Raw genomic sequence first — 22,782 nt, forward strand, 5'->3', positions numbered from 1 at the left:
CTACCTCTTCAATGCTTGTAATATTTCAATTGCCTGCTTATGCTCTTTTACATCGTGACAGCGTACAATATTTGCTCCCTCTTGCAACGCACGCATATGTAAAACCAATGTTCCAGGCAATCTCTCTTCCACTGGAGTTGGAATTATCATATCTATCATAGATTTTCTACTTGCTCCAATTAATACTTCATAACCAAATTTACGAAACTCGCTTAAATTCTCAATTAAAGCAATATTGTCTTCTAGACGTTTGCCAAAACCGATTCCCGGATCAAGTATTATAGCATTGATTCCATAATGCTGTGCTCTTTCGATTCTTTTAGCAAAAAAATCACTCACTTCTACCACTACATCTTCATAGTATGGGTTTTGTTGCATCGTTTTAGGATTACCCTTTTTATGCATCAATACAACTGTAGCTCCAAACTCTGCTGCAATTTTTGCATTCTCTTCATTTTCAAGTGCAGTTATATCATTGAGTATCGAAAAGCCACGCTCTAAAGCATAACGTGCAACCTTTGGCCTATAGGTATCTATACTCAGTTCCACTTTAAGATTTTCTTTTTGCAATGCATCCACCAAAGGCTTAATACGTGCAAGCTCCTCTTCTTCACTTACCTCTTCACTTCCAGGTCGTGTGCTCATGCCACCAATATCTATAATATCGGCTCCCTGCACTATCATATCTTTTATTACTTCGACTGCTTTTGCACCTTGAAATCTACTTCCTGGATAGAAGCTATCATCTGTTGCATTGACAATACCCATTATTTTCGTAGGATAATCTTTAAAAGAGAGATATTTGCGCAGCTCTTTGGCAAGCTCTTTGAGTCCATAAGGTTGTGCCATCTCCTTTTTTGCCAAAAGTGCTATGTGCTTTTTTGTACCAATTAAAAGTGCATCAACCCTTTTAAATTGGCAAGTAATAGTGCCATTTGGCACAGCAAGATCTGCACCAACACTCAAAGCATCTTGCTTTAAAATATTTGCTGCACCAACATGAAGATCTCGTAAATAAAAAAGCATCACCTCAGCTTTGCGAGCCATAATCTCTATTCCAGGATGATCAACTCCCAGATTTTGCATGATGGAACACACATTAGCCTCAGATGAAATCTTCTTTATTTTCATCGTTTCTTCTTTTTGTGTGTTAATAATATAAGTCCTGCTGTAATAATGACATTTGCTGGATTTGTATTGAGATCTATAAGCTTCATAGCATCTCCAAAATAGGCTAGTTCCCTCTTTGAAAGAGCAAACCCTGATTTTAGAGCAAATTGGAGCATATTTTTGATAATTGCTTTTGTCTCATTTTTAGTAGCTCTTTTGTACTTTGTAGCGAGTGAAACCAATGTTTCAAGATCAAATGAACGAAAAATCTCTATATTTTCCTCGCTCTTTTGCATCTGCACCACAGGGAGCCTTGATAAGATAGTAGGTAGAAGAAGCGTTTTTGAGCGTACAATTATGACAAAAACAGTATTGTGTGGCGGCTCTTCAAGGATTTTAAGGAGTGCATTTTGTGCATAAATATTGTAACGCTCTGCTGCAAGGAGCATTACTTTTGGCTCTTTGGATGCAACATAGGCTTTTGCAATCACCTCTTTGGCATCTTCAACTTTAAACTCCTCCCTAAAATAAGAGTGAAGATACTCTTCACTCAAAGAGAGTGCGAACTCTGCTTTTACTTCTTCCCACTCCTGTGCTACTATAATCTGGCTCTTTAATTCAAACATCAGGTAAATTCCACATCTCCAAAAATTGCTGCATCAAGACTCTTTTCAAAAAGTCTATAGAGTTGCAATAGCTTAATATCAAGAAGTTCATCATAGGATTTGAGTGTAAAATTGTTTTGGATATCTGTATCCATAATCCATAAAAAACTGTCATCGCGATATTTAGCGATATTGACATAATGAGAAGCACTCGATCTTCCTATATACCAAATAAAATAACTTTCAAAAGAGATATCAAGCATATCAAAAAGCATATCAAGCTCTTCTTTACCCATATTTTTTTTTGTAGCAGGAATGAGAGTTTTAAGATTATAGAGAGGAATAAAGGGGCGATTTTTTGTAGATTTGTTCAAAGAAGTAACAATATAGTGTGCGTACCAATCTCTTTCATCATCTGTTAGAAGCAAAACAGTATAACCATTAACAATTCGCTGCAGTGCATCAGCTGCTAGAGGAATCCACTCATAGCGGCGCTCCTCTAGCCAGTTCATCATACTTTTATCATAGCGAATTGTCTGCAGCGTCCACTGGTCAAAACTCTTACTCATTTATCCAACTCATACGCAGCATGCAAAGCACGCACCGCTAACTCTCCATATTTTTCATCAATAATCATAGAGATTTTAATCTCACTTGTACTAATCATCTCAATATTGATATTCTCTTTAGCCATTGTCTCAAAAGCTTTGCTCGCTACACCGCTATGCGACTTCATACCGACACCAACAATACTTACTTTTGCTACATCTGGATCATACTCTACCTTCTCATACTCATCTTTGAACTGCTCCATCACTTTTTTAACAAGCTCAAGCTCATTTTGTGGAACAGTAAAATCAAGATTTGTTTTACCATCTTCACCAATTGTTTGGACTATCATATCTACATTAATATTTTCATTCGCTAATGCTTTGAAAATTTCTGCTGCTATTCCAGGTCTATCTTTGACTCCGCGCAGACTTACTCTCGCTTGATTTTTATCCAACGCTATACCGCTAACAAGTGGCTTTTCCATAATATCCTCTTCCTTTGTGATGATTGTTCCAGGATTATCATTAAAACTGCTTCTAGCTTCAATTACTACACCAAGTTTTTTGGCAAGCTCGACACTGCGATTTTGCAGTACTTTCGCACCAAGACTTGCAAGTTCAAGCATCTCATCGTAGCTAATCTTATCCAGTTTCTTTGCTTTTGGCTCGATTCTTGGATCGGTTGTATAAACTCCATCTACATCGGAGTAGATCTCACACTTATCTGCACCAAGGGCACCTGCAATAGCAACAGCTGTCAAATCGCTTCCTCCACGTCCAAGCGTCGTTACTTGGCCATCTTCTGTAATTCCTTGAAATCCAGCAACGACAATAATTTTTCCCTCTTTCAAAGCATTTTGCATAGGCTCAGGATTAATCTTTTCAATGCGAGCAACAGTGTGGGATTTATCAGTTACAATCCCAGCTTGACGCCCAGTCATAGCTACGGTAGGAAAGCCCATCTCATTAAGTGCAATAGATAAAAGTGCTGCTGTAACCCTCTCACCACTGCTTAAAAGCAGATCCATATCTCTTCTACTTGGCGTTGGACTAAAATGTTTTGCATAATCAATGAGCTTATTTGTTTCTCCACTCATTGCTGAGACAACAACTACCACATCATTTCCAGCCTCTTTTGTTTTAGCAACACGTTTTGCAACATTTTCTATCCTCTCGAGGCTCCCAACACTAGTTCCCCCATATTTTTGCACAATTAGCATCAAAAATACCCCTCTTTTTTAAAATATTCTAATACCTGCTTATAAACCGGTCTTTTAAAAAAAGTGACATAATTAAAAAGATCCTCATAAGAGACAAATTTATATTTACTAAATTCTGGCTCCTTTGTATCAAGGTCAATTTTTGCACCAGGCTTGAGTTTGACTAAAAAATATTTTTGTCTTTGCCCATCAAAAGGATACATCTTCTTTGCAATTCTTTTGGGAAAATCGTAACTGACCCACTCAGGATATTCAGCAATTATTTCGATTTTATCTGTTCCGATTTCCTCTTTAAGCTCTCGCAAAAGTGCTTCTTTAGGGCTCTCTCCCTTGTCTATTCCTCCTTGAGGAAACTGCCAGGAGTCTTCATAATCGCTCCTTGCAGCAATGAAAAACTCTACCTTACGTGGATATTCACTTGAAAGCACAATCGCTGCTACATTAGGTCTATATCTCTTATTTGTCATCTACCCTCTTTTCAAAAAGCCAGACCTAAAACGAAACTATTTCATTTTAGGTCACACTTTTTTACTTGATATAATACTGACTTACTATTTAAAAAAGGATAAAAATTGCTGTTGTATCTCCATATACCATTTTGCGACAGCAAATGCAACTACTGCGCTTTCAACTCATTTACAACTAATCATCATTTAAAATCGGAGTATATGCAAGCCGCTTTACGGCAACTCGAACATGATTTAAACACCTTTAATGTCAAAAAACTCCAAAGTGTCTATATAGGTGGTGGAACACCTTCAACTATAAAACCTCAGCTTTATGAGCCTCTTTTTGAAAAAATTCTTCCACTGATCAGTCAAAATACTGAAATCACTGTAGAGGCCAACCCAAATAGCGCAACATTATCGTGGCTTAAGGGTATGAAATCTCTTGGAGCAATACGCATAAGTTTTGGCGCACAAAGCTTCGATGATAAAAAACTTAAACTTCTTGGGAGAGCCCACTCCCCTCAAGAAGCTATTGCAGCAGTAGAGAGAGCTTTTAAAGTTGGTTTTGAGCATATAAGTATCGATCTCATTTATGAAACAGCGCTTGATAGCAAAACCCTTTTAGAACAAGAGATTACTCAAGCCCTTAAACTCCCCATCGATCATATTTCAACCTATGCTTTGATTTTAGAACCAAACACACCTTTTGAAAATAAAACCGATGTAAAAGCTAAAGATGAGAATCAAGGATATTTTATAAAAGAACTCATACCTTTTGAGCAATATGAAGTCTCTAATTATGGTAAATACCGCTCTAAACACAATCTTGGATACTGGCAACTTAAAGAGTATATTGGTATAGGATGTGGAGCTGTCGGATTTGTACAAAATAGAAGATACTACCCAAAAACTGATCTTGCATCCTATATCAAAAATCCTCTTACATACAATATAGAACATCTAAGCAAAGAGGATATCCGTTTTGAAAAGATATTTTTAGGTCTTAGAAGTATCGTCGGAGTTCATTTGACACTGGTGGATAAAGAAAAAGTTGCCATTTTAGAAAATGAGGGAAAAGTGGAAGTAAAAAATAGTAAAATGTATAATAAAAATTTCTTTTTATCAGATGAGATAGCCCTGTTTTTACATGATTTTTAGTTTATTATAAGTATAACAATATTATTATAACTTAATATCGATAATTAAAATTAAATTTACCTACATGATAACTACATGGAGGAAATATGGAGAAGTTATCAACGGGAATCAAAGGATTAGATAAGGTTTTATTTGGGGGACTTTATAAACAAAGATTCTACTTAATATCTGGAGGTCCAGGAGCTGGAAAAACCACATTTTGTCTCCATTTTCTAGAAGAAGGAGGGAAAAAAGGTGAAAATTCTCTCTTTATAAGTTTAGGAGAAAAAGAGACTCAAATACGAGAAAGCGCAAAAAATTTAGGTCTTAATTTACAACACCTGTTTTTTTTAGATCTCTCTCCTTCATCAGATTATTTTATCAATACAGAAAGTTATGATATATTTTCTCCAGCAGAGGTTGAAAAAGAACCAATCACTACCGCAATCAAAGAGGCAGTTGAGAAATATAAACCCACAAGAGTTGTAATCGATTCTTTAACACAGTTTCGTTACTTATCTACTGATATTTTCCAATTTAGAAAAGAGGTTCTCTCTTTATTAAACTATCTCTCAGAAAATGGAGCTACAACTCTATTCACCTCTGAATCGAGTCATGAAACTCCTGATGATGATTTAAGGTTTTTAAGTGATGGTGTTATTGATCTCTTTGTTACAGAAGAGTATAGATACCTCATGGTAAAAAAATTCAGAGGTTCAGAATTTATATCTGGCACACATACTTATGAAATCAAAAACAACAAAGGAATCACTGTCTATCCACGCCTCTCTTTTAAAGGGATAAAATCAAATATAGAACATTTTAAACAATTCTCTTTCGGTGTTCCAGAAATTGATGAACTTCTTTTTGGAGGAATAGAACAATCGACTATTTCTGTAATAGCAGGACCTAGCGGAACTGGCAAAACAACATTAAGTATGCAATTTTTAAAAGAGTGTGCTGGAAGAGGAGAGCGAAGTATTGTTTACTCTTTTGAAGAGCAACCCGAAAAGATCATTGAAAGGTGTGAAAAAATAAATATTCCTATAAAAGCTATGATTGAACAAGGAACTTTGGAAATTAAATATATTCCACCTAATATATACACTAACGATGCCTTTGCTGAAATAGTAAAAAATGATATAGAAGAAAAGAGAACCAAAATAGTAATGATTGACTCTACTTCTGGATATATCGAAGCAATGATTGGTAAAAATAATTTAACTTATCTATTTAATCTTTGTAAATATCTCTCTTTACATAAAATCACCGTTTTACTTCCAACTGAGGTAAAAAATATAACAGGAGATTTTTTAGTATCCAACTATGATATAAGCTATATAGCTGATAATATTATATTTTTAAGGTATTTAGAAATAAAAGGCCAATTAAGAAGAGCCATTGGTATTTTAAAGAAAAGATTGAGTAATTTTGAAAAAACTTTAAGAGAATTTGAAATTACAAAGTATGGCATCAAAGTAGGAACACCGTTATATAATTTGGAAAATATCTTAACAGGCGTACCTAAATTAGTATCTGAAAAGGACTAATAGAATGAGTACAGTTTTACTATCTAATAAAAAACGAAAGAATATAGAACTGTTGTCATCTTCTTTACATAAATATAACTTTAAGTCATATCGAGCCTACAATCCCAATACTTTGAACGAATACATTGAAACAGGCTCTTTCGATATTGTTCTCGTACCAACGCGTGCTGGAATAGGATATGAAAAAAGAGAAAATTGCTATTTTTTTTCATAATAAAAATAATGAAAAATTATTGTATAAATATCTTAGCGACAAATATGACATTCTTTTTGATGCAAAACTAAATCAAGATGAAAAAATTGATCTTATTATCATAGATGGTGTCTGCCTCAAAAAATATCAACATCAAATTGAAAAATTGAAAGAGGAAGAAAAACCTGTCTTTTTACCTATACTTCTTGTAACCACTAAAAAAGATATTCATTTTAATAAAAATGAAATCTTTCAATTAGTAAACGATGTTATTATCGTTCCTATTATCTCTATAGAGTTGCATATGCGACTCTATAATCTTCTTTACATACGAGAACTCACTTTAATTTTAGAAAAAGAATCTTCTATCGACCCTCTTACTGGTGTTTTTAATAGAAGAGCAATGAATGAAATGCTAATTGCAGAAATAGAAAAAGCTAAAAGATATAAAAGGCCATTATCTGTTATATTTTTTGACATCGACCATTTTAAAAAGATAAACGACACATATGGACATGATGTTGGAGATCTTGTTTTACAAAAACTTGCTAGTATTATTCGAAATCATTTAAGGCAAACAGATACTCTAGCAAGATTTGGTGGGGAGGAATTTCTGATAGTCTTACCTGAAATGGATCTGCAAAATACAAAAATAGTCGCTGAAAAAATTAGAAAAAGAGTGGAAACAACAGATTTTGAAGAAGTAAAAAAAATAACAATAAGTCTTGGAGTAACGCAGTTAAAAGAAGATGACACAAGGCAAGAGCTTTTAAAAAGAGTAGATGAGGCCCTATATCAAGCAAAAAACAGTGGTAGAAATAAAGTTGTAACTGTTTTATAAAAATGGTTTTCATAAAAATCTGTCATAGTTCAAAATTATAGATATAATATAATGCAATTTTATTGGAGATAATTTGATTTTAAAGTTTTTTTCATACCCTATCAGCCTCCTTCTAGCTCACGGCTATCTTGCACTTTTTATCTGGAGCATTTTAGAAGGCGAAATCGGACTCATGCTAGCAGGATGGCTTGCACATCAAGGCAAAGTTTTTACTTTTGAAAATATTATTATAGTTGCATTTATTGGCGCTCTTATAGGAGATACTTTCACTTTTAGTGTTGGAAGATTTTTTAGAAAAAGAGCTTTGGCTTGGCTTAATGCACATCCTCAAAAAAAGGATATTGCGCAGAAACTTATTAAAAAATATGGTTCATTAATTATTATTTTTGAGCGCTTTATCTATGGAACGCATATTCCAGTTATGTTGACATTAGGAATGTCAGGATATAGCTACGTAAAATTTTATATCTACGAAGTTATCGGTGTCTTTCTCTGGGCAGTAACATTTACCTCAATAGGGTTCTATTTAGGTGATACTGCAATCCAAATAGTTGTATTACTACAAAAAAAATTACTAGCTCTACTCGTTTTTATATTGTTTGTTCTATGGATTTTTAAATTGCAAAAAGAATAATTTTTCTTAATAATATAAGGAGTATTTTGTAAAATATAAAAGTGTAATTCTCATCCCCTATATTATTGCTTCTTTTATAGCAAAGTACAATAGAACGCACAAGGATTCTATGCAAATGAAAATTATTAGCGAGCAAAATACTTAAATTCTCCAAAAGACTTTTTAAAAGAGTTAGATGAGCAAAAAGAATCCAAAATTTCGCCCTTATAAAGAGGTCCTTTTCAAAAGAGGGCTATATGATGAGATTTTTGCTCTCGAAAATGAGGGAGCATAAATGGAGATAATATGCTAAATACTACTGCCCCAGCAAAACTATCACTCAAAGAGCGCATACGCAAAGATATTGAAAAGAATCGCGAGCGTATAAAAGAGCTTGGCCCAGGATTCATTACCGGCGGAGCTGGCGATGATCCAGCAGGAATTGTTACATATACGTTAGTAGGAGCTACGACTGGATTTAGTCAACTTTGGCTCTTGCTCTTAAGCACTCCTATGATGATCTCCATTCAAAATATGGTGGCACGTATTGCAATAGTCACAGGTAAAAGTCTGCCAGAGATCACAACAGCCTTTTACTCTAAAAAACTGACTATTTTTATGATCATGGTACTTGCTATAGCAAACATTCTCACTATTGGCGCTGATCTCAATGCGATTGCTGCAATATTACACATTGTAACTGGATATCCCACAATATATTTTCTCATACCTGTAACTGCCCTTATCGCTTATCTCATCACTTTTGGGCGATATAAGACAATAAAACATGTATTAGTAACTCTTACAATTATTTTAGTTGTCTATATAATCTCAGCAATAATGGCTAAACCGCCCCTTTTACAAATACTTCAAAATACATTTATACCTCATATAGAATTCTCCTCTACATGGATCTTAGCCGCTCTTGGCCTACTTGGCACTACAATCTCTCCCTATCTGCTTTTTTGGCAGGCTTCAGAAGAGAAAGAGGAGAAAAAAAGTGTGGTACAAGCAGATGAAGTGAGCTTTGATACATTAGTGGGTATGATATGGTCAAATCTTCTGTCTTATGCAATGATTATCACAGGAGCTGTAATGCTCTATGGACAGAGTGAAGCAATTGAGGATATAGGTACATTAGCTGTTGCCCTCAAACCTGCAGTAGGAGATTTTGCCTTTGCTCTTTTTGCCATTGGTGTTATTATCTCAGGCTTTTTAGCTATTCCTGTTCTTGCAGGCTCAACTGCATATGCAGTAGCCGATACCTTTGGATGGAGAGAGGGGATGGATAATAAAGTGAGTGACGCAAAGGGATTCTATTTCGTTTTTGTCGGCGCTTTGGTAATAGCAGATCTTATAGATATGATTCCAGATATTTCTGCAGTCGATGCACTCTATTACTCACAAGTGCTTGATGGTATGCTTATTCCTATACTTATAGCAATTACGCTGCTCATAGCTAATGACAAACGTATTATGGGCGAGTATCTCCCTAGCCGTTGGGGAAATCTATTTGCTATTTTTGCACTTATTGTCACTATTAGTTTAGTATGTATAACGTTTTGGCAATGGTTGCAATAAAAGATTTGAGTCCTTGAAGCAATTTCATTTAAAAAAATTTTCCTCCATATCACTTACACAGCGAAAATAGAAATGTTCACTTTTTGGCGCAGTGGCAACACTTCCTACGGCAAATCCTACCACATAGACTTCATTTTCCCCAAACTCATCATCACTAACATAGTATTTATGGCGCATGTGACCAAATATTTTTTTATTTACAGCAGGTTTTACATAGTTGTAATTTACAATAGCATAGAGCTCATCAAGACTTGGGAGTCTCCACTCTCTACCAAAGAGTTTAAGATTTTCACAATAGTGCTGTGCTTCTTCGTATGTGAGCTTCTTTTTATCGCGCCGTTTCTCAAAAGGCTCCCAATAGATGCTATTTTTATAATCTGCTACTAGGCCGTTAGAGAGTTTTTTGAAATCCTTATCAAGTTGATGTAATTTTGGATTGTTGGTACATATTACATGCGCTTTGATATTTTTAGGAGTTGGCGTAATATCTCCATCTTGCAGATAAAAGGCAAATGCTGGTATATCTTTATTTAATACAAATATCTCACTCTCATGGCGAATATTTTTCTCAATTCTTGCCTCTCCCAAAGTATTACCGCTCCAATAGAGCTTATCTTTTCCAAACCGATCCGTTTGCCCTCGTAAAGGAAAAAGCTCCCAGATTTCAGTAATACGCCACTCTTTTCCAAACTTTTGTTTACACACCTTTAAAGCCTCTAAATAGGTATATTTTCCTTCTATTTCTTTCATCTGTGCAAAGAGTAGCAGTGGTAGGAAAATAAGTATAATTCGCATTTTATTCCTTTTAAAATCTTTCGGATATGCTACTTTATCAAATTATAATATCTTTTGATGTACAATTTTTCAAATTTCCAATAAGGGACTCTTAATGTTTGGAATGGGTTTTACCGAAATTTTAATGATTGCTGTTGTTGCTATCATCTTTTTAGGACCAGAAAAACTTCCTCAGTTTCTCATAGATATTGCCAAATTTTTTAAAAGCATCAAACGTGCAGTCAATGATGCCAAAGTACAATTAGAGCAAGAGGTAAAAATTACTGAGTTAAAAGAAGAGGCAGATGAGTACAAGAAGAAATTTAAATCAGTTGCTGAAGAGATGGGAACAATTACTGCTGAGCTTGAAGAAGATCCATTAGCAGAAGTAGAAGAGATTAAAAGTGTGATGAAAGAGCAACCAAAAAGAGAGGTAGTCAAGTTTAAAAAAAAGATAGATGAAGATAAGGATAAAGTAGATGTTTGAAGAGCTTAAACCACATTTAGCAGAGCTTCGCAAAAGGCTCCTTATCAGTATAGCTACAATATTTGTGATGTTTGTAATCAGTTTTGGTTTTTGGGAGCATATACTTGATTGGATGATCATGCCTCTTAAAGAGGCACTGCCCCCTGGCAGCAATGTAATTTTCACCAAAGTAGGAGAAGCCTTCTTTACTGCGCTCAAAGTCTCTTTCTTTGCTGCACTCATATTTAGTCTGCCAGTCATCTTTTGGCAACTTTGGCTCTTTATTGCTCCAGGGCTCTATGAGCATGAGAAAAAATTTGTACTTCCATTTGTAATATCTGCTACTACTATGTTCGTACTTGGAGCACTCTTTGCTTACTATGTAGTATTTCCATTTGGTTTTAGCTACCTCATCAATTTTGGCTCACAACTCTTTACAGCTCTTCCAAGTATTGGCGAATATGTAGGATTTTTTACAAAATTGATGTTTGGATTTGGATTAGCGTTTGAGCTTCCAGTTATCACTTTTTTCCTTGCATCTTTGGGGCTTGTTACAGATGAGAGTCTCAAAAGCTTTTTTAAATATGCCATCATTATCATTTTTGCAGTTGCTGCACTGCTCACACCACCTGATGTCTTGAGCCAGCTTCTCATGGCAGGACCGCTTGTTATCCTTTATGGCGTTTCAATCATTATTGCTCGTATCATAAATCCTGCATCAAAAAATGAAGAAGAGATAGAAGAGGCAGATGAAGAGGAAGCTTGATCCTACACTCGTAAGCAGTTATGATTACGAGCTTCCTTCATCAGCCATTGCCAAATATCCAGCCAATCCACCAGATAGTGCAAAGCTTTTGGTATATGAGAGAGAAACACAAAAAATAACTCATGCTATTTTTCGCGATCTTCCACAATTTTTGCCAAAAGATGTAGCCCTTGTTTTTAACGATACAAAAGTGATTAAAGCCAGAATTTTTGGGAAAAAAGAGAGTGGCGGAAAAATAGAACTCCTTCTCAATCGCCCAGTAGCAGATAAAAGATTTAGTGTCTTTATCAAAGGACGCGTCAAAAAGGGCACAAAGCTGTTTTTTGATGAAGAGCTTGAAGCACAAGTAGTAGAACTCTTACTAGATGGATCTAGAATAGTAATTTTTTATAAAGATGGTAAGGTACTTACATTTGAAGAGTTATTGCCCATTTTAGAAAAAATAGGCCATGTCCCTCTCCCACCCTATATCGATAGAGCTGATTCAAAAGAGGATGAGATTTTCTATCAACCCCTCTTTGCTCAAAAGCCTGGAGCCGTCGCTGCACCAACTGCATCGCTTCATTTTACAAAAGAACTTTTAGCAAAGCTTCAAAAAGAACATCCTTTCTTTTCTGTTACTCTACATGTAGGAGCTGGAACTTTTAAACCTGTTGAGAGTGAAAAAATTACAGAGCATAGTATGCATAGTGAATATTATGAGATTCCCCCTGCTACTTGTGCAATGCTCGACTCCAAACAGCCTATTTTAGCAGTTGGCACTACAGTAACCCGTACAATAGAGTATTATGCTCGTACTAAAAGATGTTTTGGGGAGTGTGATCTTTTTTTACATCCAAAAAATCCCCCCATTCGCGTCAATCATCTCCTGACCAATTTTCATTTGCCAAAATCGACGCTCATCATGCTTGTAGCATCTTTTATTGGGCTGGAAAAGACACTAGAACTCTACGAAATTGCAATAAAAGAGAAGTACCGCTTTTTTAGCTATGGCGATGCAATGCTCATTATCTAACTTGATAAATTCCTTGAAATTTTCGATAATAGAAAAAAGTATCAAAAGGATTACTTATGCGTATTCTCCTTATCCGTCATGCAAAAGCATTGAGCCGCCAAGAGTGGGATGAAGATGATATATTACGCCCATTAAGTGAAGATGGAATCAAAAAAGCAAGAGAATTTTTTGCAAAGCTCCCCAAAATCTATCCCATAGAAGTAATTATAACTTCAAAAGCAATGCGCGCCATACAGACTGCCAAACTTCTCCAAGAATTCTATCCAAATAGTAAATATTTTGAAACTGCAAGACTCAATCCAGGAGCATCACCCTTGCGCTATGAAGAGGTAATTGAGAAGTTTCATTGCTATGAGAATATTGCCCTTGTAGGGCATGAGCCTGATATCTCATATGCAGTGTCACACTTTAGTGGATGTGATATGATGCAAATACATATTAAAAAGGCGAGTGTTACAGAACTCGTAGGAGAGGAGTCTTATACTCTTACTGGTCTCATTTATCCAAAAATGTTGAGAAAGTTGCACTAATGGAACTCAAAGCGGGAGATCTAAGTAAAATTTTGATTTTTGCTTTTATTCTGCTTGTAGGCCTTGTTGGTACCTATTTGGAGTTTCGCAAACCAAAAGAGAGTGAAGATAAATTTGAAGTCGATCAAAAAAGAATAAACAAAGAGATTTTAGAGGAGCTTGAAAAAAATGAAAATAGCAACATTTAATGTCAATTCTATCAATGCCAGACTTGAACTCATAAAACGCTGGCTTACAGAAAAAAATACCATAGATATTTTATGTTTTCAAGAGATAAAATGTGAAGAGAATAGATTTCCTTTCAAAGATTTTGAAGAGCTAGGATATCAGTGTGCTGTATTTGGCCAAAAAGCCTACAATGGCGTCGCAATATGCTCCAAATTCGATTTTGAAGAGATACAAAAAGGTTTTGGAGATCCTTTTTGGGATGAGCAAAAACGCTTCATGCGAGCAAAAATTAAAGGTATTCATATTTGCAATGTCTATGCACCCCATGGGGATCTCGATGGTGAAAAGCATATCTATAAACTGCAGTTTTTCAAAAATCTCAAAGAATATCTACGGCAGTTTGATCTAAAAAAAGAGGATATCATAGTAGTTGGTGATATGAATGTTGCAAGAGAGGATATTGATGTATGGGATGCTGATCTACTTCGCGGAACAATTGGCTTTATGGATGATGAGCGAGAAGCTTTTGAGGATTTTTTACATATAGGACTCATTGATCTTTTTAGGGAATGCCATCCAGATATTAAGCAGTTTACATGGTGGGATTATAAGAATGCAGCTGTTTGGAGAGACGAGGGAATGCGTATCGATTATATATTAACTTCAAATCCAGTTAAAGATAAATGTGAATCAATAGAAGTAGATATGTGGCCGAGAAGGCGAAGAAGCCCTACTCCAAGCGATCATGCGCCTGTTGTAGCAATTTTTGCAGATTAATGACACTTTGGACAGATGCCACTAAGCATTAAAGAGGTCTCTTTTGGTTTAAATCCTTCAGGGAGCTCTATATCGATAGATTTTGGCTGCTCAACATCATACACATTACCACACTTTTCGCAGACAAAGTGGCTGTGCTTATGTTTTTTTAATTCAAATTTACTCTTTTTATGCGGTACTTTAATCTCTTGAATAATACCTGCTTCAAGAAGTGTATTGATATTTTTATAGACAGTAGCTAGTGATATAGAGACAAACTCTTTTTTTATCTCACTATAGATATCCTCAATATCCGCATGGCCTTTTTGCTCTAAAATACCCAGCATCGCTACACGCTGCGGTGTTGATTTAAGCTCTTTTTCTTTGAGCATATTTGTATACTCTACATATCTCTTTTCCAATTTTTCCCCCTTTTTATCTTTTGCATTTATACACCATAACCAAAAAATTGTCAAACTTTTTTGAAAATAGTTATCAGTTTAAGTTTACTTCAAGCAAACTTAATGATTTACATTGCAATCATCAATTTTATCCCTCATAACACTTTATAGTTTCGTTTCAATTTAATATCATTAAGCTAGCATAAAGTTGAAACTGATACAATATATTAAAAGAAAAAATTTTTCTAAAAGGAGAAATTATGGCACGAAAAGGTATAAGCATCCTCAAAGGGATAGAAGCTGATGAGGTCATAGCACTTTTAAATAAAGCATACGCTGATGAGTGGCTTGCCTACTACCAATACTTTATCGAAGCAAAAGTTGTCAAAGGGATTATGAAAGATGGCGTTGTAGCAGAGCTTGAGCAACATGCAGCAGATGAGTTGAGACATGCCACAATGGTGGCGGATCGCATTTTACAGCTAGGCGGTGAACCACTCTTGCATCCAAAAGATTGGTTTAGTTATGCAAATTGTGCTTACGAAGCTCCATCAAATCCAGATGTGCTCAAAGTACTTGAGCAAGCTATCAAAGGTGAACAGTGCGCTATAGATGTATACAGTCGCTTAGCTGAAATCACACAAGGAAAAGATATAGTTACATATGATATTGTAAGCCAAATTTTAGCAGATGAAGTAGAGCATGAAGAGGATCTGCAAGCTCTCTATGAAGATATACAAGAATTTATCGATCAAATAAAAGGAAATATCCAGTGAAAAAGTTGCTTCTTTTTAGTCTCGCCATTGCACTTTTCGCTGCCGAACCCTTTATTTCGGCCAAGTGGCTAAAACAGCATTTAAACGACAAAAATCTCATCATTCTCGACGTCTCAAAGCCAAGTCTTTATAAAAAAGAGCACATCCCAGGTGCCATCAGTGCTCCTATTGAACTGTGGCGAAAAAAAGTAGAACACTATGCGCTTTTAAAAGATCCTCAAGAGCTTGAAAAAGTGATGCGTTCTCTTGGTATCAAACCAGATAGCCATGTGGTTTTGTATAGCCATAGATTTGGCAAAGACAAACTTAAAACCAGCTATATCGCTTTTGCAATGGAGGTGATGGGATTTTCAAACAGCTCCATCCTCGATGGAACCATGGAAGAGTATAGAAAAATCGGCTCTCTTACTAAAAAGATTCCCACCCATCCCTCTTCACATTTTAAAGCCTCTTTTCATCCGCAATTCATAGTCGATAAATCGATTGTCCTCACTCATATCGGCAAAACGAGAATGATTGATGCGAGAAATCCAATCTTCTATTTTGGGGCAGAAAAACAAAAGGTACTCAAACGCGCTGGTCATATACCAAAAGCAACTAACTATTTTTGGATCTTTAGCTTTCACAATGAAAAGCTTAAAGATAAAGATACTTTAAAAGCAATACTCATTGATGGATTGGGATTAAAACCAAATAAAGATGTAATAACCTATTGCACTGGCGGACTGGAGACAAGTATGAACTGGTATATACTTCATCGTCTCCTTGACTTCAAAAAAGCTAGACTCTATGATGCAAGTATGAAAGAGTGGGCAAATGAGAGTGATACACCTTTGACAAAATATTTATGGGAGTAGTAAAAAAAGCCCATGTTTTGATAAATATCTGGAAAAACTTGGAGCTATATAGTATTAAAATTTAATATCAACTCTATGATATAAAGAGGAGTTTTAAAAAGGCGGCGGCAAACAAAATAACGCCTACGCCTTGCCATACTCCTCCTAGTTCCACCAGCATAATCGCCAACAGCATCACTGCAAAACTCAGCACTATAGGGCGCAGATACTCTTTTGTCTCTTTTTTGAGCCACTCAATTTGCAATGGCGACATTTCAACTTGTAAATTTCCTTCACTAGCCTTCTTGATAGTAGTTTTAAAATCCTTCGCCACATAGGGACTCTCTTTAATCTCTTCAAGTATCATCTCAAAAAGTGAATCTTTATATCCAAGAGCCCTTGGGATATTTTTTTGCAAAATTGGTAAGATATCTTTTACGCCATTGAAGTTCTCGATATAAGTAGTACCAAGTCCTTCTATAATTGCGCTAGCACGCAAAATATAAATAGCCTCTTGAGGCAACTTAAACGGAAGATCTCGCATCGATTCTAAAAGCTCAAAGGCTAGACGCTGCATATTAATTGCACTCAAATGCTCATCACTAAAAATCTCAAACATATTCTCAACAAGCTCTGCCATTGCAGCTTTTGGAGCCTCATAAGCAATAACCCCTAGCCTCTTGGCACTAGTAATATAGAGATCATAATTTTTTTCATAGGCTGACTTTATCATCTCAATTATGGCTATACGCGTCTCATTATCTATGCGTTTGACCATACCAAAATCGAGCAGAATAAGATTCTCTTTTTTATCAACAAGGAGATTGCCAGGATGAGGATCAGCATGAAAGAGACCTACAACGAGCATCTGCTCTGCATAAAAATTGATAAGGCGCTCCAAAATGGGATGAAAATCGATACCAAGCTCTTTTAGTGCTTTTTTATCATCAAAGCGTACTCCATCCATATAGCTCATAACTAAAGCATCTTCGCTGCAATTCTCCTCATAAGGTGTTGGAAAAAGAATATTACAGTGAGCGTATGTTTTTGAAAATTTTTTTAAATTATAAAGCTCTCGTGAGAGATCTACTTCTTGGACAATCATATCTGCAAACTCATTGATAACAGCCTCAATGGAGTTTTTGGTATATTCACTAAAAAGTGGTCGAAAAATAAAATTAATAGAGCGAAGAATTTTAATATCACTTCTAATGCGTTTTTCTATGCCAAAACGGCGCAGCTTTACAGCTACCTCTTTTCCATTTTTCAGTACCGCTCTATGCACTTGCCCAATTGAGGCACTTGCGATTGGAGTTTTATCAAAATAAGCAAAAGGATTTTTCTTAAACGCTTGTGTAAAAACAGATTCAAACTCTTTCTCCTCCATGGGAGGTAACTCATCGTGAAGTCTTTTAAGCTCTTCGAGATACTCTTCATCAAAAAAATCTGCCCTTGTTGCTAAAACTTGTGCAAGTTTTATAAAACTCGCACCCAATACAATAATACTCTTTCTCATCTCTTTGGGAGGCAATGGACGAAACCATAAAAATGAGGGCTTCTTTTTAATAAGCAAAAAAAAGGATAACAGGAGAATAAAGATCTTATAGATACGCAGCAGTGAATAGTTATTTTTCAAGAAGTTTCTTTAACTCTTCAATATCCTTTTTTGTAGCAATACCACTCTCTCGTATTGCTTCTTTTATAATTTTTTTCAATTCTCTCATAACACGTTTCTCTTCCTCTTCTCCTTTTTGTTTTGCGGCCTCAACAATTTTTTTAACCTCATCTTTTGAGACTTTGCTTTTATCTACAAGCTTTTGCAACTCCTCTTCTACTTTCTCTTTTGCTAAAAGTGCACTCCCGATACCAAGATACACAAGATCTTTTAGCATTTTTTCTCCTTTTTAATTATTCTAAAGTAATTTCTATATTTATCTCTCTATTATCGCGCAAAAGTGTTAATGTAACTTCATCACCATGATTATGCTCTTGCAAGATCTCTTGCAACTCTTTAAAACTATTTACTCGTTTTCCATCTACTGCCACAATGATATCCCCAAAAATAATTCTTCCATCGGGATAGATAATAGTTGGCTTTAATCCTGCCGTTGCAGCTGGTGATTGAGGCTCTACTGCCAAGACAACTACACCATTAACGCCAAAACGTCTATGCAACAGATGATTGATGCGATCATCGCTCTCTATTCCAATACGAGGTGGAACATATTTTCCATAGGCTATCAAGGAGCTTACAACTCTATTGACAAGATTGATAGGTATTGCAAAACCTATCCCAGCATTTGCTCCACTTGGGCTATAGATTGCTGTATTGACACCAATAACACGCCCTGCACTATCAAGGAGTGGTCCTCCCGAATTGCCTGGATTAATTGCTGCGTCTGTTTGAATTGCACCTTTGATTTTAGCACCGCTATCTTCATTAATCACACGCCCTAAAGCTGAAATAATTCCCATTGTCATTGTCCAGTCAAGACCAAAAGGATTACCTATTGCATAGACTATTTGTCCCACATGCAATTTATCGCTATCACCTATTGCAACAGGTTTCATCACACCAGGAATTGGTTTAATTTTTAAAACTGCTAAATCGTGTGAGGGATCTGCTCCTACTAAGATAGCTTTATATCCTAACCCATTACTCAGTGTCACTACAGCTTCGCTTGCACCTTCAATCACATGATAATTAGTGACAATATGGCCAAATTCATCCCACACAAAACCACTTCCTGTCCCTCTTGGAACATCAAGCACACTCATATTCCAGTAATCAATTACTTTTTGCAGTGTAGATATATATACAACACTCGGCTTTGCTTGCTCAAAAATTTTTATATTGCTCTTTTCAAGAGCCATCAAATCCCCACGAGGTGTGATAGGCTTTGGCTTAGAAGAGATAAGCACTTCAAAAAATGGAAACATCTGCCATAGTAAAAACAGAACTAAACCAGTTATTATTCCAGTTAATAGCGACCTTCTCACTGCATACCTTTACATATATTTACTGTTGTAATTATACCGCTCTGCTTATCTACTATTAAAAGAGTCTCTTCAAATACTAAATAAAAAGCATTACTTCCCTCAAAACATTTTTGCATCTGTGAAATATCTGCAACACGACTCACAAGAGCTTCTAAAGGTGAAGGTAAAAGCCTCTTTTGCGTATCGCTTGGCACAACTACATCACTCTCTTCGATGATATAGCGTACTTTGTTGCCATTTTCTATAACCTCTTCTGCTTGGAGTTGACCGCGTGTTATCATCTGAATCACCTGCGCACGGCTCATTTTTTTCATTTTGGCATATTTTCCAAGAGGAATACGCTTCATTACTCCCCCTTATACACTATTTTGAAATTTTCTATCGCAATCAATCCATCTATTTCTGCTTCGTAAATACGCTCTCCCCATTTTTGCAATGCCTCTTCATAACTTGGAGATGTTTTGAGATATTCAATAAAAGGATCACTTTTTTCTACACCACAAAATGCATCTATATCCCAAATCACTTCTGCAAGTCCCTGCTTCACAAGATCATTTGTTCCCTCACTCTCTCCCATTCTATGAGGCAAAACATAGATTTTCTTACCCATTTTTAACGCAATCTCAGCACTACGCATACTGCCGCTCTTTCTATCGGCTTGTGTGATGATAAGATACTCTCCTAATGCCACAACACTTTTATTACGCACAACAAAGCTCCATTTTGTGGGACGAAAATCTGGCTCAAATTGACTAAGTAGGAGTCCCTCTTTTGCAATTGTTTGCAATAATTCTCGATTTATAGCTGGATAGAGTACATCTATTCCACTTCCAAGCACTACAATTGTGTTTGCTGCTCCAGCTCCACGGTGTGCTAGGGCATCTACGCCCATAGCTCCACCACTCACAATCACTTTGCCACTTTTTGCAAGTGCAGTAGCAAGTCTGAGTGTTACTGTCTTGGTGTAGCTATTAGGCCTTCTTGTACCCACAATAGATACTTTGGGTCGATCCAGCAAGGCAAGGTTACCTTGAAAATGAAACTGCTCTCCTCCAATTTTAACCAATAAAATATCTCCAAAATAGTATTGCTGTAGCACTTACTATAAAAACACCTATAAGATTGATAAAAAATCCTATTTTAGCCATCTCTTTGATTTTAATGACGCGGCTACTCATAATAATAGCATTTGGTGGTGTAGCAATTGGAAGCATAAATGCATAACTTGCAGCAATTGTAGCAGTAAAGAGAATAATCTCAACTGGGAGATTATTGCGATGCGCAAATTCATAAAAGACAGGTAAAGATATTGATGTAAGAGCGGTATTGCTCGTAATTTCTGTAGCAAAAGAGACAAAAAGTGCTACTAAAAAGAGAAGTACAAAAAGCGGTAAAGAGGCAAAATTTGTAAAATATCCTGCAAGGGTACTTGCTAGCCCAGTTGCAATAAAAGCTTTAGCTATTGCAAATCCTGCTCCAAAGAGAAAAACAATCTCATAAGGCATATCTTTGGTATCTTCCCATTGCAAAATCTGTATATTTGGCAAAAAGAGTAAAAGACCAAATCCTAAGAGCAAAAGCTTTTCATTGAGAGCGAATGAAGGAAAGAGGGGTTTAATAAGTGCATTGAGTAAAAGTAAAAAAACTAAAAGCCCCAAAATCTTTGCAAGGAGATGCTGTTCATAAGTTAATGTTTGTATCTCACTACTTTTACAAGCCAATGGCTCATCTTGTAACCCCAAAGAGAGTAACCAAGGAACAACCACTATCATGGTAAATACAATAGGCGCTGTCAAAAACATCCACTCTAAAAAGGTTGGGGCAGCAATATTGATATCATCTAAAAAACCTAAAAGGATTAAATTGGGAGGAGTCCCGATTGGTGTAAAAATTCCTCCAATACTTGCTCCATAAGCTGTAGCAATGAGGTAGCGTACACGAAGCCTTATATTGCTTGTCATAAACATAGCAATTGGCATAAGCATAATTGTTACAGTCGTATTGGATAAAAATGCACTGAGAGTTGCAGAAGTAATAGCTAAAGCATAGATAATACCTTTTGCGCTTTTTGGAAAAAAAGAGAGCAGTTTTGCAGCAGTAATCTCATGCAGTCTTGTTTTTTGCATTGCAATGGCAAGTAAAAATCCACCTATAAAAAGAAAAATAATGTCTTTAGAATAATTGGGAGCAGTAGCTTTTAAATCTATAATACCCAGTAAAGGGAAAAGTATCAAAGGGAGCAAAGAAGTTACTCCCAAAGGCAAAGCTTCACTACTCCATAAATAGACCAAAAAAACCACAGCCCCTATAAGTTTTGCTTGCACCATATCCATAGCATAAGAGCTGAGAGCAAAACTTAATAGACCCAAACCCACTCCAATAGAGAGTTTTTGCATTACTTTGCCTTTGTATAGAGATCATCTATATATATTAATTGAACATCTTTTAAAATATCTTTAGAACGAGCTAGAGCTTGGAGAGTTTTTTGATGAGGATGACCAATAGCTATAGCATAGCCATTACGTTTTGCTATATGAACGGCCTTTTTGAGTTGATTACGAATATAAGAGACATTTTGCTCATTATCTAAAAATATATTTCGCGCAATATAGGGATAACCATATTTTTCTACAACACTTTTCACTACAGTATTTGGCGTTGTACGACTATCTACAAAAATAAATCCATATTTATTTAACAGGGGTATTAAGCGATTCATTGCTGCAGCATCTGCAGTAAATTTACTTCCAGTATGGTTATTGATAAATTTGGCATGAGGAAAACGTTCACGTAAAGAAGCAACAACCCTTTCAATAAACTCTTTTGATGAATTAGTATGCAGTGTATTATACTCTTCGTGAGGAAAATTGGTAGCTTCCATAGGTAAATGGATCATATAATGCCTAAACTCTTTTGCATATTTCCATGTATTTGGATGTCTTGGTGTAGGTGGAAAAAAAGATGGAGTGATTTTGAGTCCTAGTCTCTTAATAGCATTTACCTGATAACGATAAGCCACATCATCTAAAATAAGTACAAGCTTAGGCCTTTGACCTTTATGGAGGAGGTATGTAGCATGTTTTCTTTTTTTATACTCTTTATGTTTTAAAACTCTTTTTGCGCTACTACTCGATTCACTCATTGATGAAGCTGCACTTGCAGCTGTTTTATGAGCATTTTTTTCGAAATCTTCTATTTCAGAGAGTTTAGTATCAGTGAGATGTTTTAGCGCATCCTTCTCTTTTTTCTTAATAGCAGCAATACTACTTTGGCTTTTATGCAATGCTTCAGTGTATCCGGTTGAAAACCCCAGTTTATAGAGATATACTCCCAAAACCCCTAAGATAAATAAAATTATAAAAATAAGAAGAGAGAGAATAAGATATTTTTTAGATGAAAAGAAGCTGTCTTTTTTTGTTCTTTTTCGTCTTTTGCGTGCCATTT

At 35.8% G+C, this 22,782-nt stretch carries 27 protein-coding genes; 13 read left to right on the top strand and 14 right to left on the bottom strand.

The annotated features are described in order from the left end of the window. The 5 genes from folP to NITER_RS04730 are packed head-to-tail and all read right to left on the bottom strand — an operon-like array spanning position 1 to position 3,953. Positions 1 to 1,131, bottom strand: coding sequence for a dihydropteroate synthase (folP, locus tag NITER_RS04710; RefSeq protein ID WP_084275635.1), 1,131 nt, complete (start codon positions 1,129 to 1,131; stop codon positions 1 to 3). Further along, positions 1,128 to 1,736 (bottom strand): DNA polymerase III subunit delta', encoded by a 609-nt coding sequence (locus tag NITER_RS04715; RefSeq protein ID WP_084275634.1) that lies wholly within the window; start codon positions 1,734 to 1,736, stop codon positions 1,128 to 1,130. Before NITER_RS04715 ends, folP begins: the two co-directional genes overlap by 4 nt. After that, positions 1,736 to 2,284, bottom strand: a complete 549-nt coding sequence (locus tag NITER_RS04720) for a HobA family DNA replication regulator (protein ID WP_084275633.1) — start codon at positions 2,282 to 2,284, stop codon at positions 1,736 to 1,738. Before NITER_RS04720 ends, NITER_RS04715 begins: the two co-directional genes overlap by 1 nt. Continuing rightward, positions 2,281 to 3,486, bottom strand: coding sequence for an aspartate kinase (locus tag NITER_RS04725; RefSeq protein WP_084276585.1), 1,206 nt, complete (start codon positions 3,484 to 3,486; stop codon positions 2,281 to 2,283). Before NITER_RS04725 ends, NITER_RS04720 begins: the two co-directional genes overlap by 4 nt. Beyond that, positions 3,486 to 3,953: an RNA pyrophosphohydrolase gene (locus tag NITER_RS04730; protein WP_084275632.1), complete on the bottom strand. Its 468-nt coding sequence runs from the start codon at positions 3,951 to 3,953 to the stop codon at positions 3,486 to 3,488. Before NITER_RS04730 ends, NITER_RS04725 begins: the two co-directional genes overlap by 1 nt. 105 nt (positions 3,954 to 4,058) lie before the next feature. Between NITER_RS04730 and hemW the strand changes: the two genes are divergently transcribed. The 5 genes from hemW to NITER_RS04755 all read left to right on the top strand — a co-directional run bounded on the left by hemW (position 4,059) and on the right by NITER_RS04755 (position 9,850). Then, the gene (hemW, locus tag NITER_RS04735) at positions 4,059 to 5,093 is read left to right on the top strand and encodes a radical SAM family heme chaperone HemW (protein WP_084275631.1); all 1,035 of its coding nucleotides are present in this window, start codon (positions 4,059 to 4,061) and stop codon (positions 5,091 to 5,093) included. An 86-nt stretch (positions 5,094 to 5,179) separates the two neighbouring features. Further along, the gene (locus NITER_RS04740; RefSeq protein WP_084275630.1) at positions 5,180 to 6,622 is read left to right on the top strand and encodes an ATPase domain-containing protein; all 1,443 of its coding nucleotides are present in this window, start codon (positions 5,180 to 5,182) and stop codon (positions 6,620 to 6,622) included. A gap of 179 nt (positions 6,623 to 6,801) precedes the next feature. Then, positions 6,802 to 7,656, top strand: a complete 855-nt coding sequence (locus NITER_RS04745; RefSeq protein WP_084275629.1) for a GGDEF domain-containing protein — start codon at positions 6,802 to 6,804, stop codon at positions 7,654 to 7,656. A gap of 73 nt (positions 7,657 to 7,729) precedes the next feature. After that, positions 7,730 to 8,290, top strand: coding sequence for a DedA family protein (locus NITER_RS04750; RefSeq protein ID WP_084275628.1), 561 nt, complete (start codon positions 7,730 to 7,732; stop codon positions 8,288 to 8,290). A 285-nt stretch (positions 8,291 to 8,575) separates the two neighbouring features. After that, complete coding sequence (locus tag NITER_RS04755; protein ID WP_084275627.1) at positions 8,576 to 9,850, top strand: Nramp family divalent metal transporter; 1,275 nt, start codon at positions 8,576 to 8,578, stop codon at positions 9,848 to 9,850. A 24-nt stretch (positions 9,851 to 9,874) separates the two neighbouring features. Here the strand turns inward: NITER_RS04755 and NITER_RS04760 are convergent, their stop codons facing one another. After that, positions 9,875 to 10,645 (bottom strand): Lcl C-terminal domain-containing protein, encoded by a 771-nt coding sequence (locus NITER_RS04760; RefSeq protein ID WP_084275626.1) that lies wholly within the window; start codon positions 10,643 to 10,645, stop codon positions 9,875 to 9,877. Positions 10,646 to 10,739: 94 nt separating this feature from the next. On the opposite strand from NITER_RS04760, the gene tatB reads away from it, so the two are divergent. From tatB to xth, 6 genes are read left to right on the top strand one after another with little or no spacing between them, the layout of a single operon-like run. Then, a complete protein-coding gene (gene tatB / locus NITER_RS04765; protein WP_084275625.1) occupies positions 10,740 to 11,111 on the top strand; it encodes a Sec-independent protein translocase protein TatB in 372 nt (123 codons plus the stop codon). After that, the gene (gene tatC, locus NITER_RS04770) at positions 11,104 to 11,856 is read left to right on the top strand and encodes a twin-arginine translocase subunit TatC (protein WP_084275624.1); all 753 of its coding nucleotides are present in this window, start codon (positions 11,104 to 11,106) and stop codon (positions 11,854 to 11,856) included. Before tatB ends, tatC begins: the two co-directional genes overlap by 8 nt. Beyond that, positions 11,840 to 12,871 carry a tRNA preQ1(34) S-adenosylmethionine ribosyltransferase-isomerase QueA gene (gene queA, locus NITER_RS04775; RefSeq protein ID WP_084275623.1) on the top strand — a complete coding sequence of 344 codons (1,032 nt, stop codon included), beginning with the start codon at positions 11,840 to 11,842 and terminating at the stop codon, positions 12,869 to 12,871. Before tatC ends, queA begins: the two co-directional genes overlap by 17 nt. Positions 12,872 to 12,927: 56 nt before the next feature. Continuing rightward, complete coding sequence (locus NITER_RS04780) at positions 12,928 to 13,401, top strand: SixA phosphatase family protein (RefSeq protein ID WP_084275622.1); 474 nt, start codon at positions 12,928 to 12,930, stop codon at positions 13,399 to 13,401. Then, positions 13,401 to 13,589: a hypothetical protein gene (locus tag NITER_RS04785; RefSeq protein ID WP_084275621.1), complete on the top strand. Its 189-nt coding sequence runs from the start codon at positions 13,401 to 13,403 to the stop codon at positions 13,587 to 13,589. Before NITER_RS04780 ends, NITER_RS04785 begins: the two co-directional genes overlap by 1 nt. Then, on the top strand, positions 13,570 to 14,346 hold the full coding sequence (gene xth / locus NITER_RS04790) for an exodeoxyribonuclease III (RefSeq protein WP_084275620.1): 777 nt from the start codon (positions 13,570 to 13,572) through the stop codon (positions 14,344 to 14,346). Before NITER_RS04785 ends, xth begins: the two co-directional genes overlap by 20 nt. On the opposite strand, the gene NITER_RS04795 is transcribed toward xth, so the two are convergent. After that, on the bottom strand, positions 14,343 to 14,747 hold the full coding sequence (locus tag NITER_RS04795; RefSeq protein ID WP_084275619.1) for a Fur family transcriptional regulator: 405 nt from the start codon (positions 14,745 to 14,747) through the stop codon (positions 14,343 to 14,345). The genes xth and NITER_RS04795 overlap by 4 nt on opposite strands. A 239-nt stretch (positions 14,748 to 14,986) precedes the next feature. On the opposite strand from NITER_RS04795, the gene NITER_RS04800 reads away from it, so the two are divergent. Then, complete coding sequence (locus NITER_RS04800) at positions 14,987 to 15,502, top strand: ferritin-like domain-containing protein (RefSeq protein WP_084275618.1); 516 nt, start codon at positions 14,987 to 14,989, stop codon at positions 15,500 to 15,502. Further along, on the top strand, positions 15,499 to 16,359 hold the full coding sequence (locus NITER_RS04805; RefSeq protein ID WP_084275617.1) for a sulfurtransferase: 861 nt from the start codon (positions 15,499 to 15,501) through the stop codon (positions 16,357 to 16,359). Before NITER_RS04800 ends, NITER_RS04805 begins: the two co-directional genes overlap by 4 nt. 73 nt (positions 16,360 to 16,432) lie before the next feature. Here the strand turns inward: NITER_RS04805 and NITER_RS04810 are convergent, their stop codons facing one another. The 7 genes from NITER_RS04810 to NITER_RS04840 form a co-directional block, all read right to left on the bottom strand. Next, positions 16,433 to 17,854, bottom strand: a complete 1,422-nt coding sequence (locus NITER_RS04810) for an ABC1 kinase family protein (protein WP_281848086.1) — start codon at positions 17,852 to 17,854, stop codon at positions 16,433 to 16,435. Between the two features lie 109 nt (positions 17,855 to 17,963). Further along, positions 17,964 to 18,230, bottom strand: a complete 267-nt coding sequence (locus NITER_RS04815) for a hypothetical protein (protein WP_084275615.1) — start codon at positions 18,228 to 18,230, stop codon at positions 17,964 to 17,966. Positions 18,231 to 18,246: 16 nt separating this feature from the next. Beyond that, positions 18,247 to 19,338 (bottom strand): S1C family serine protease, encoded by a 1,092-nt coding sequence (locus tag NITER_RS04820; RefSeq protein WP_231988939.1) that lies wholly within the window; start codon positions 19,336 to 19,338, stop codon positions 18,247 to 18,249. Continuing rightward, positions 19,335 to 19,685: a hypothetical protein gene (locus NITER_RS04825; protein WP_084275613.1), complete on the bottom strand. Its 351-nt coding sequence runs from the start codon at positions 19,683 to 19,685 to the stop codon at positions 19,335 to 19,337. The genes NITER_RS04820 and NITER_RS04825 overlap by 4 nt, the downstream gene beginning before the upstream one ends. Further along, positions 19,685 to 20,404 (bottom strand): DNA-processing protein DprA, encoded by a 720-nt coding sequence (locus NITER_RS04830; protein ID WP_084276584.1) that lies wholly within the window; start codon positions 20,402 to 20,404, stop codon positions 19,685 to 19,687. Before NITER_RS04830 ends, NITER_RS04825 begins: the two co-directional genes overlap by 1 nt. Further along, a complete protein-coding gene (locus NITER_RS04835; RefSeq protein WP_084275612.1) occupies positions 20,397 to 21,734 on the bottom strand; it encodes an SLC13 family permease in 1,338 nt (445 codons plus the stop codon). The genes NITER_RS04830 and NITER_RS04835 overlap by 8 nt, the downstream gene beginning before the upstream one ends. Then, positions 21,734 to 22,780 carry a divergent polysaccharide deacetylase family protein gene (locus NITER_RS04840; protein ID WP_084275611.1) on the bottom strand — a complete coding sequence of 349 codons (1,047 nt, stop codon included), beginning with the start codon at positions 22,778 to 22,780 and terminating at the stop codon, positions 21,734 to 21,736. The genes NITER_RS04835 and NITER_RS04840 overlap by 1 nt, the downstream gene beginning before the upstream one ends. Positions 22,781 to 22,782 lie beyond the last annotated feature (2 nt).

This window comes from Nitratiruptor tergarcus DSM 16512 (genome assembly GCF_027946175.1).
GTDB lineage: Bacteria > Campylobacterota > Campylobacteria > Campylobacterales > Nitratiruptoraceae > Nitratiruptor > Nitratiruptor tergarcus.

Excerpts from the sequence above, each read along its gene's own strand:
- folP (WP_084275635.1), bottom strand. The coding sequence starts at position 1,131 with ATGAAAATAAAGAAGATTTCATCTGAGGCTAATGTGTGTTCCATCATG.
- queA (WP_084275623.1), top strand. The coding sequence starts at position 11,840 with ATGAAGAGGAAGCTTGATCCTACACTCGTAAGCAGTTATGATTACGAG.
- NITER_RS04720 (WP_084275633.1), bottom strand. The coding sequence starts at position 2,284 with ATGAGTAAGAGTTTTGACCAGTGGACGCTGCAGACAATTCGCTATGAT.
- NITER_RS04835 (WP_084275612.1), bottom strand. The coding sequence starts at position 21,734 with ATGCAAAAACTCTCTATTGGAGTGGGTTTGGGTCTATTAAGTTTTGCT.
- NITER_RS04800 (WP_084275618.1), top strand. The coding sequence starts at position 14,987 with ATGGCACGAAAAGGTATAAGCATCCTCAAAGGGATAGAAGCTGATGAG.
- NITER_RS04780 (WP_084275622.1), top strand. The coding sequence starts at position 12,928 with ATGCGTATTCTCCTTATCCGTCATGCAAAAGCATTGAGCCGCCAAGAG.
- NITER_RS04760 (WP_084275626.1), bottom strand. The coding sequence starts at position 10,645 with ATGCGAATTATACTTATTTTCCTACCACTGCTACTCTTTGCACAGATG.
- NITER_RS04825 (WP_084275613.1), bottom strand. The coding sequence starts at position 19,685 with ATGAAGCGTATTCCTCTTGGAAAATATGCCAAAATGAAAAAAATGAGC.
- NITER_RS04755 (WP_084275627.1), top strand. The coding sequence starts at position 8,576 with ATGCTAAATACTACTGCCCCAGCAAAACTATCACTCAAAGAGCGCATA.
- NITER_RS04730 (WP_084275632.1), bottom strand. The coding sequence starts at position 3,953 with ATGACAAATAAGAGATATAGACCTAATGTAGCAGCGATTGTGCTTTCA.
- NITER_RS04840 (WP_084275611.1), bottom strand. The coding sequence starts at position 22,780 with ATGGCACGCAAAAGACGAAAAAGAACAAAAAAAGACAGCTTCTTTTCA.
- NITER_RS04740 (WP_084275630.1), top strand. The coding sequence starts at position 5,180 with ATGGAGAAGTTATCAACGGGAATCAAAGGATTAGATAAGGTTTTATTT.
- NITER_RS04745 (WP_084275629.1), top strand. The coding sequence starts at position 6,802 with ATGAAAAAAGAGAAAATTGCTATTTTTTTTCATAATAAAAATAATGAA.
- tatC (WP_084275624.1), top strand. The coding sequence starts at position 11,104 with ATGTTTGAAGAGCTTAAACCACATTTAGCAGAGCTTCGCAAAAGGCTC.
- NITER_RS04810 (WP_281848086.1), bottom strand. The coding sequence starts at position 17,854 with ATGAGAAAGAGTATTATTGTATTGGGTGCGAGTTTTATAAAACTTGCA.
- NITER_RS04725 (WP_084276585.1), bottom strand. The coding sequence starts at position 3,486 with ATGCTAATTGTGCAAAAATATGGGGGAACTAGTGTTGGGAGCCTCGAG.
- NITER_RS04815 (WP_084275615.1), bottom strand. The coding sequence starts at position 18,230 with ATGCTAAAAGATCTTGTGTATCTTGGTATCGGGAGTGCACTTTTAGCA.
- xth (WP_084275620.1), top strand. The coding sequence starts at position 13,570 with ATGAAAATAGCAACATTTAATGTCAATTCTATCAATGCCAGACTTGAA.
- tatB (WP_084275625.1), top strand. The coding sequence starts at position 10,740 with ATGTTTGGAATGGGTTTTACCGAAATTTTAATGATTGCTGTTGTTGCT.
- NITER_RS04715 (WP_084275634.1), bottom strand. The coding sequence starts at position 1,736 with ATGTTTGAATTAAAGAGCCAGATTATAGTAGCACAGGAGTGGGAAGAA.
- NITER_RS04785 (WP_084275621.1), top strand. The coding sequence starts at position 13,401 with ATGGAACTCAAAGCGGGAGATCTAAGTAAAATTTTGATTTTTGCTTTT.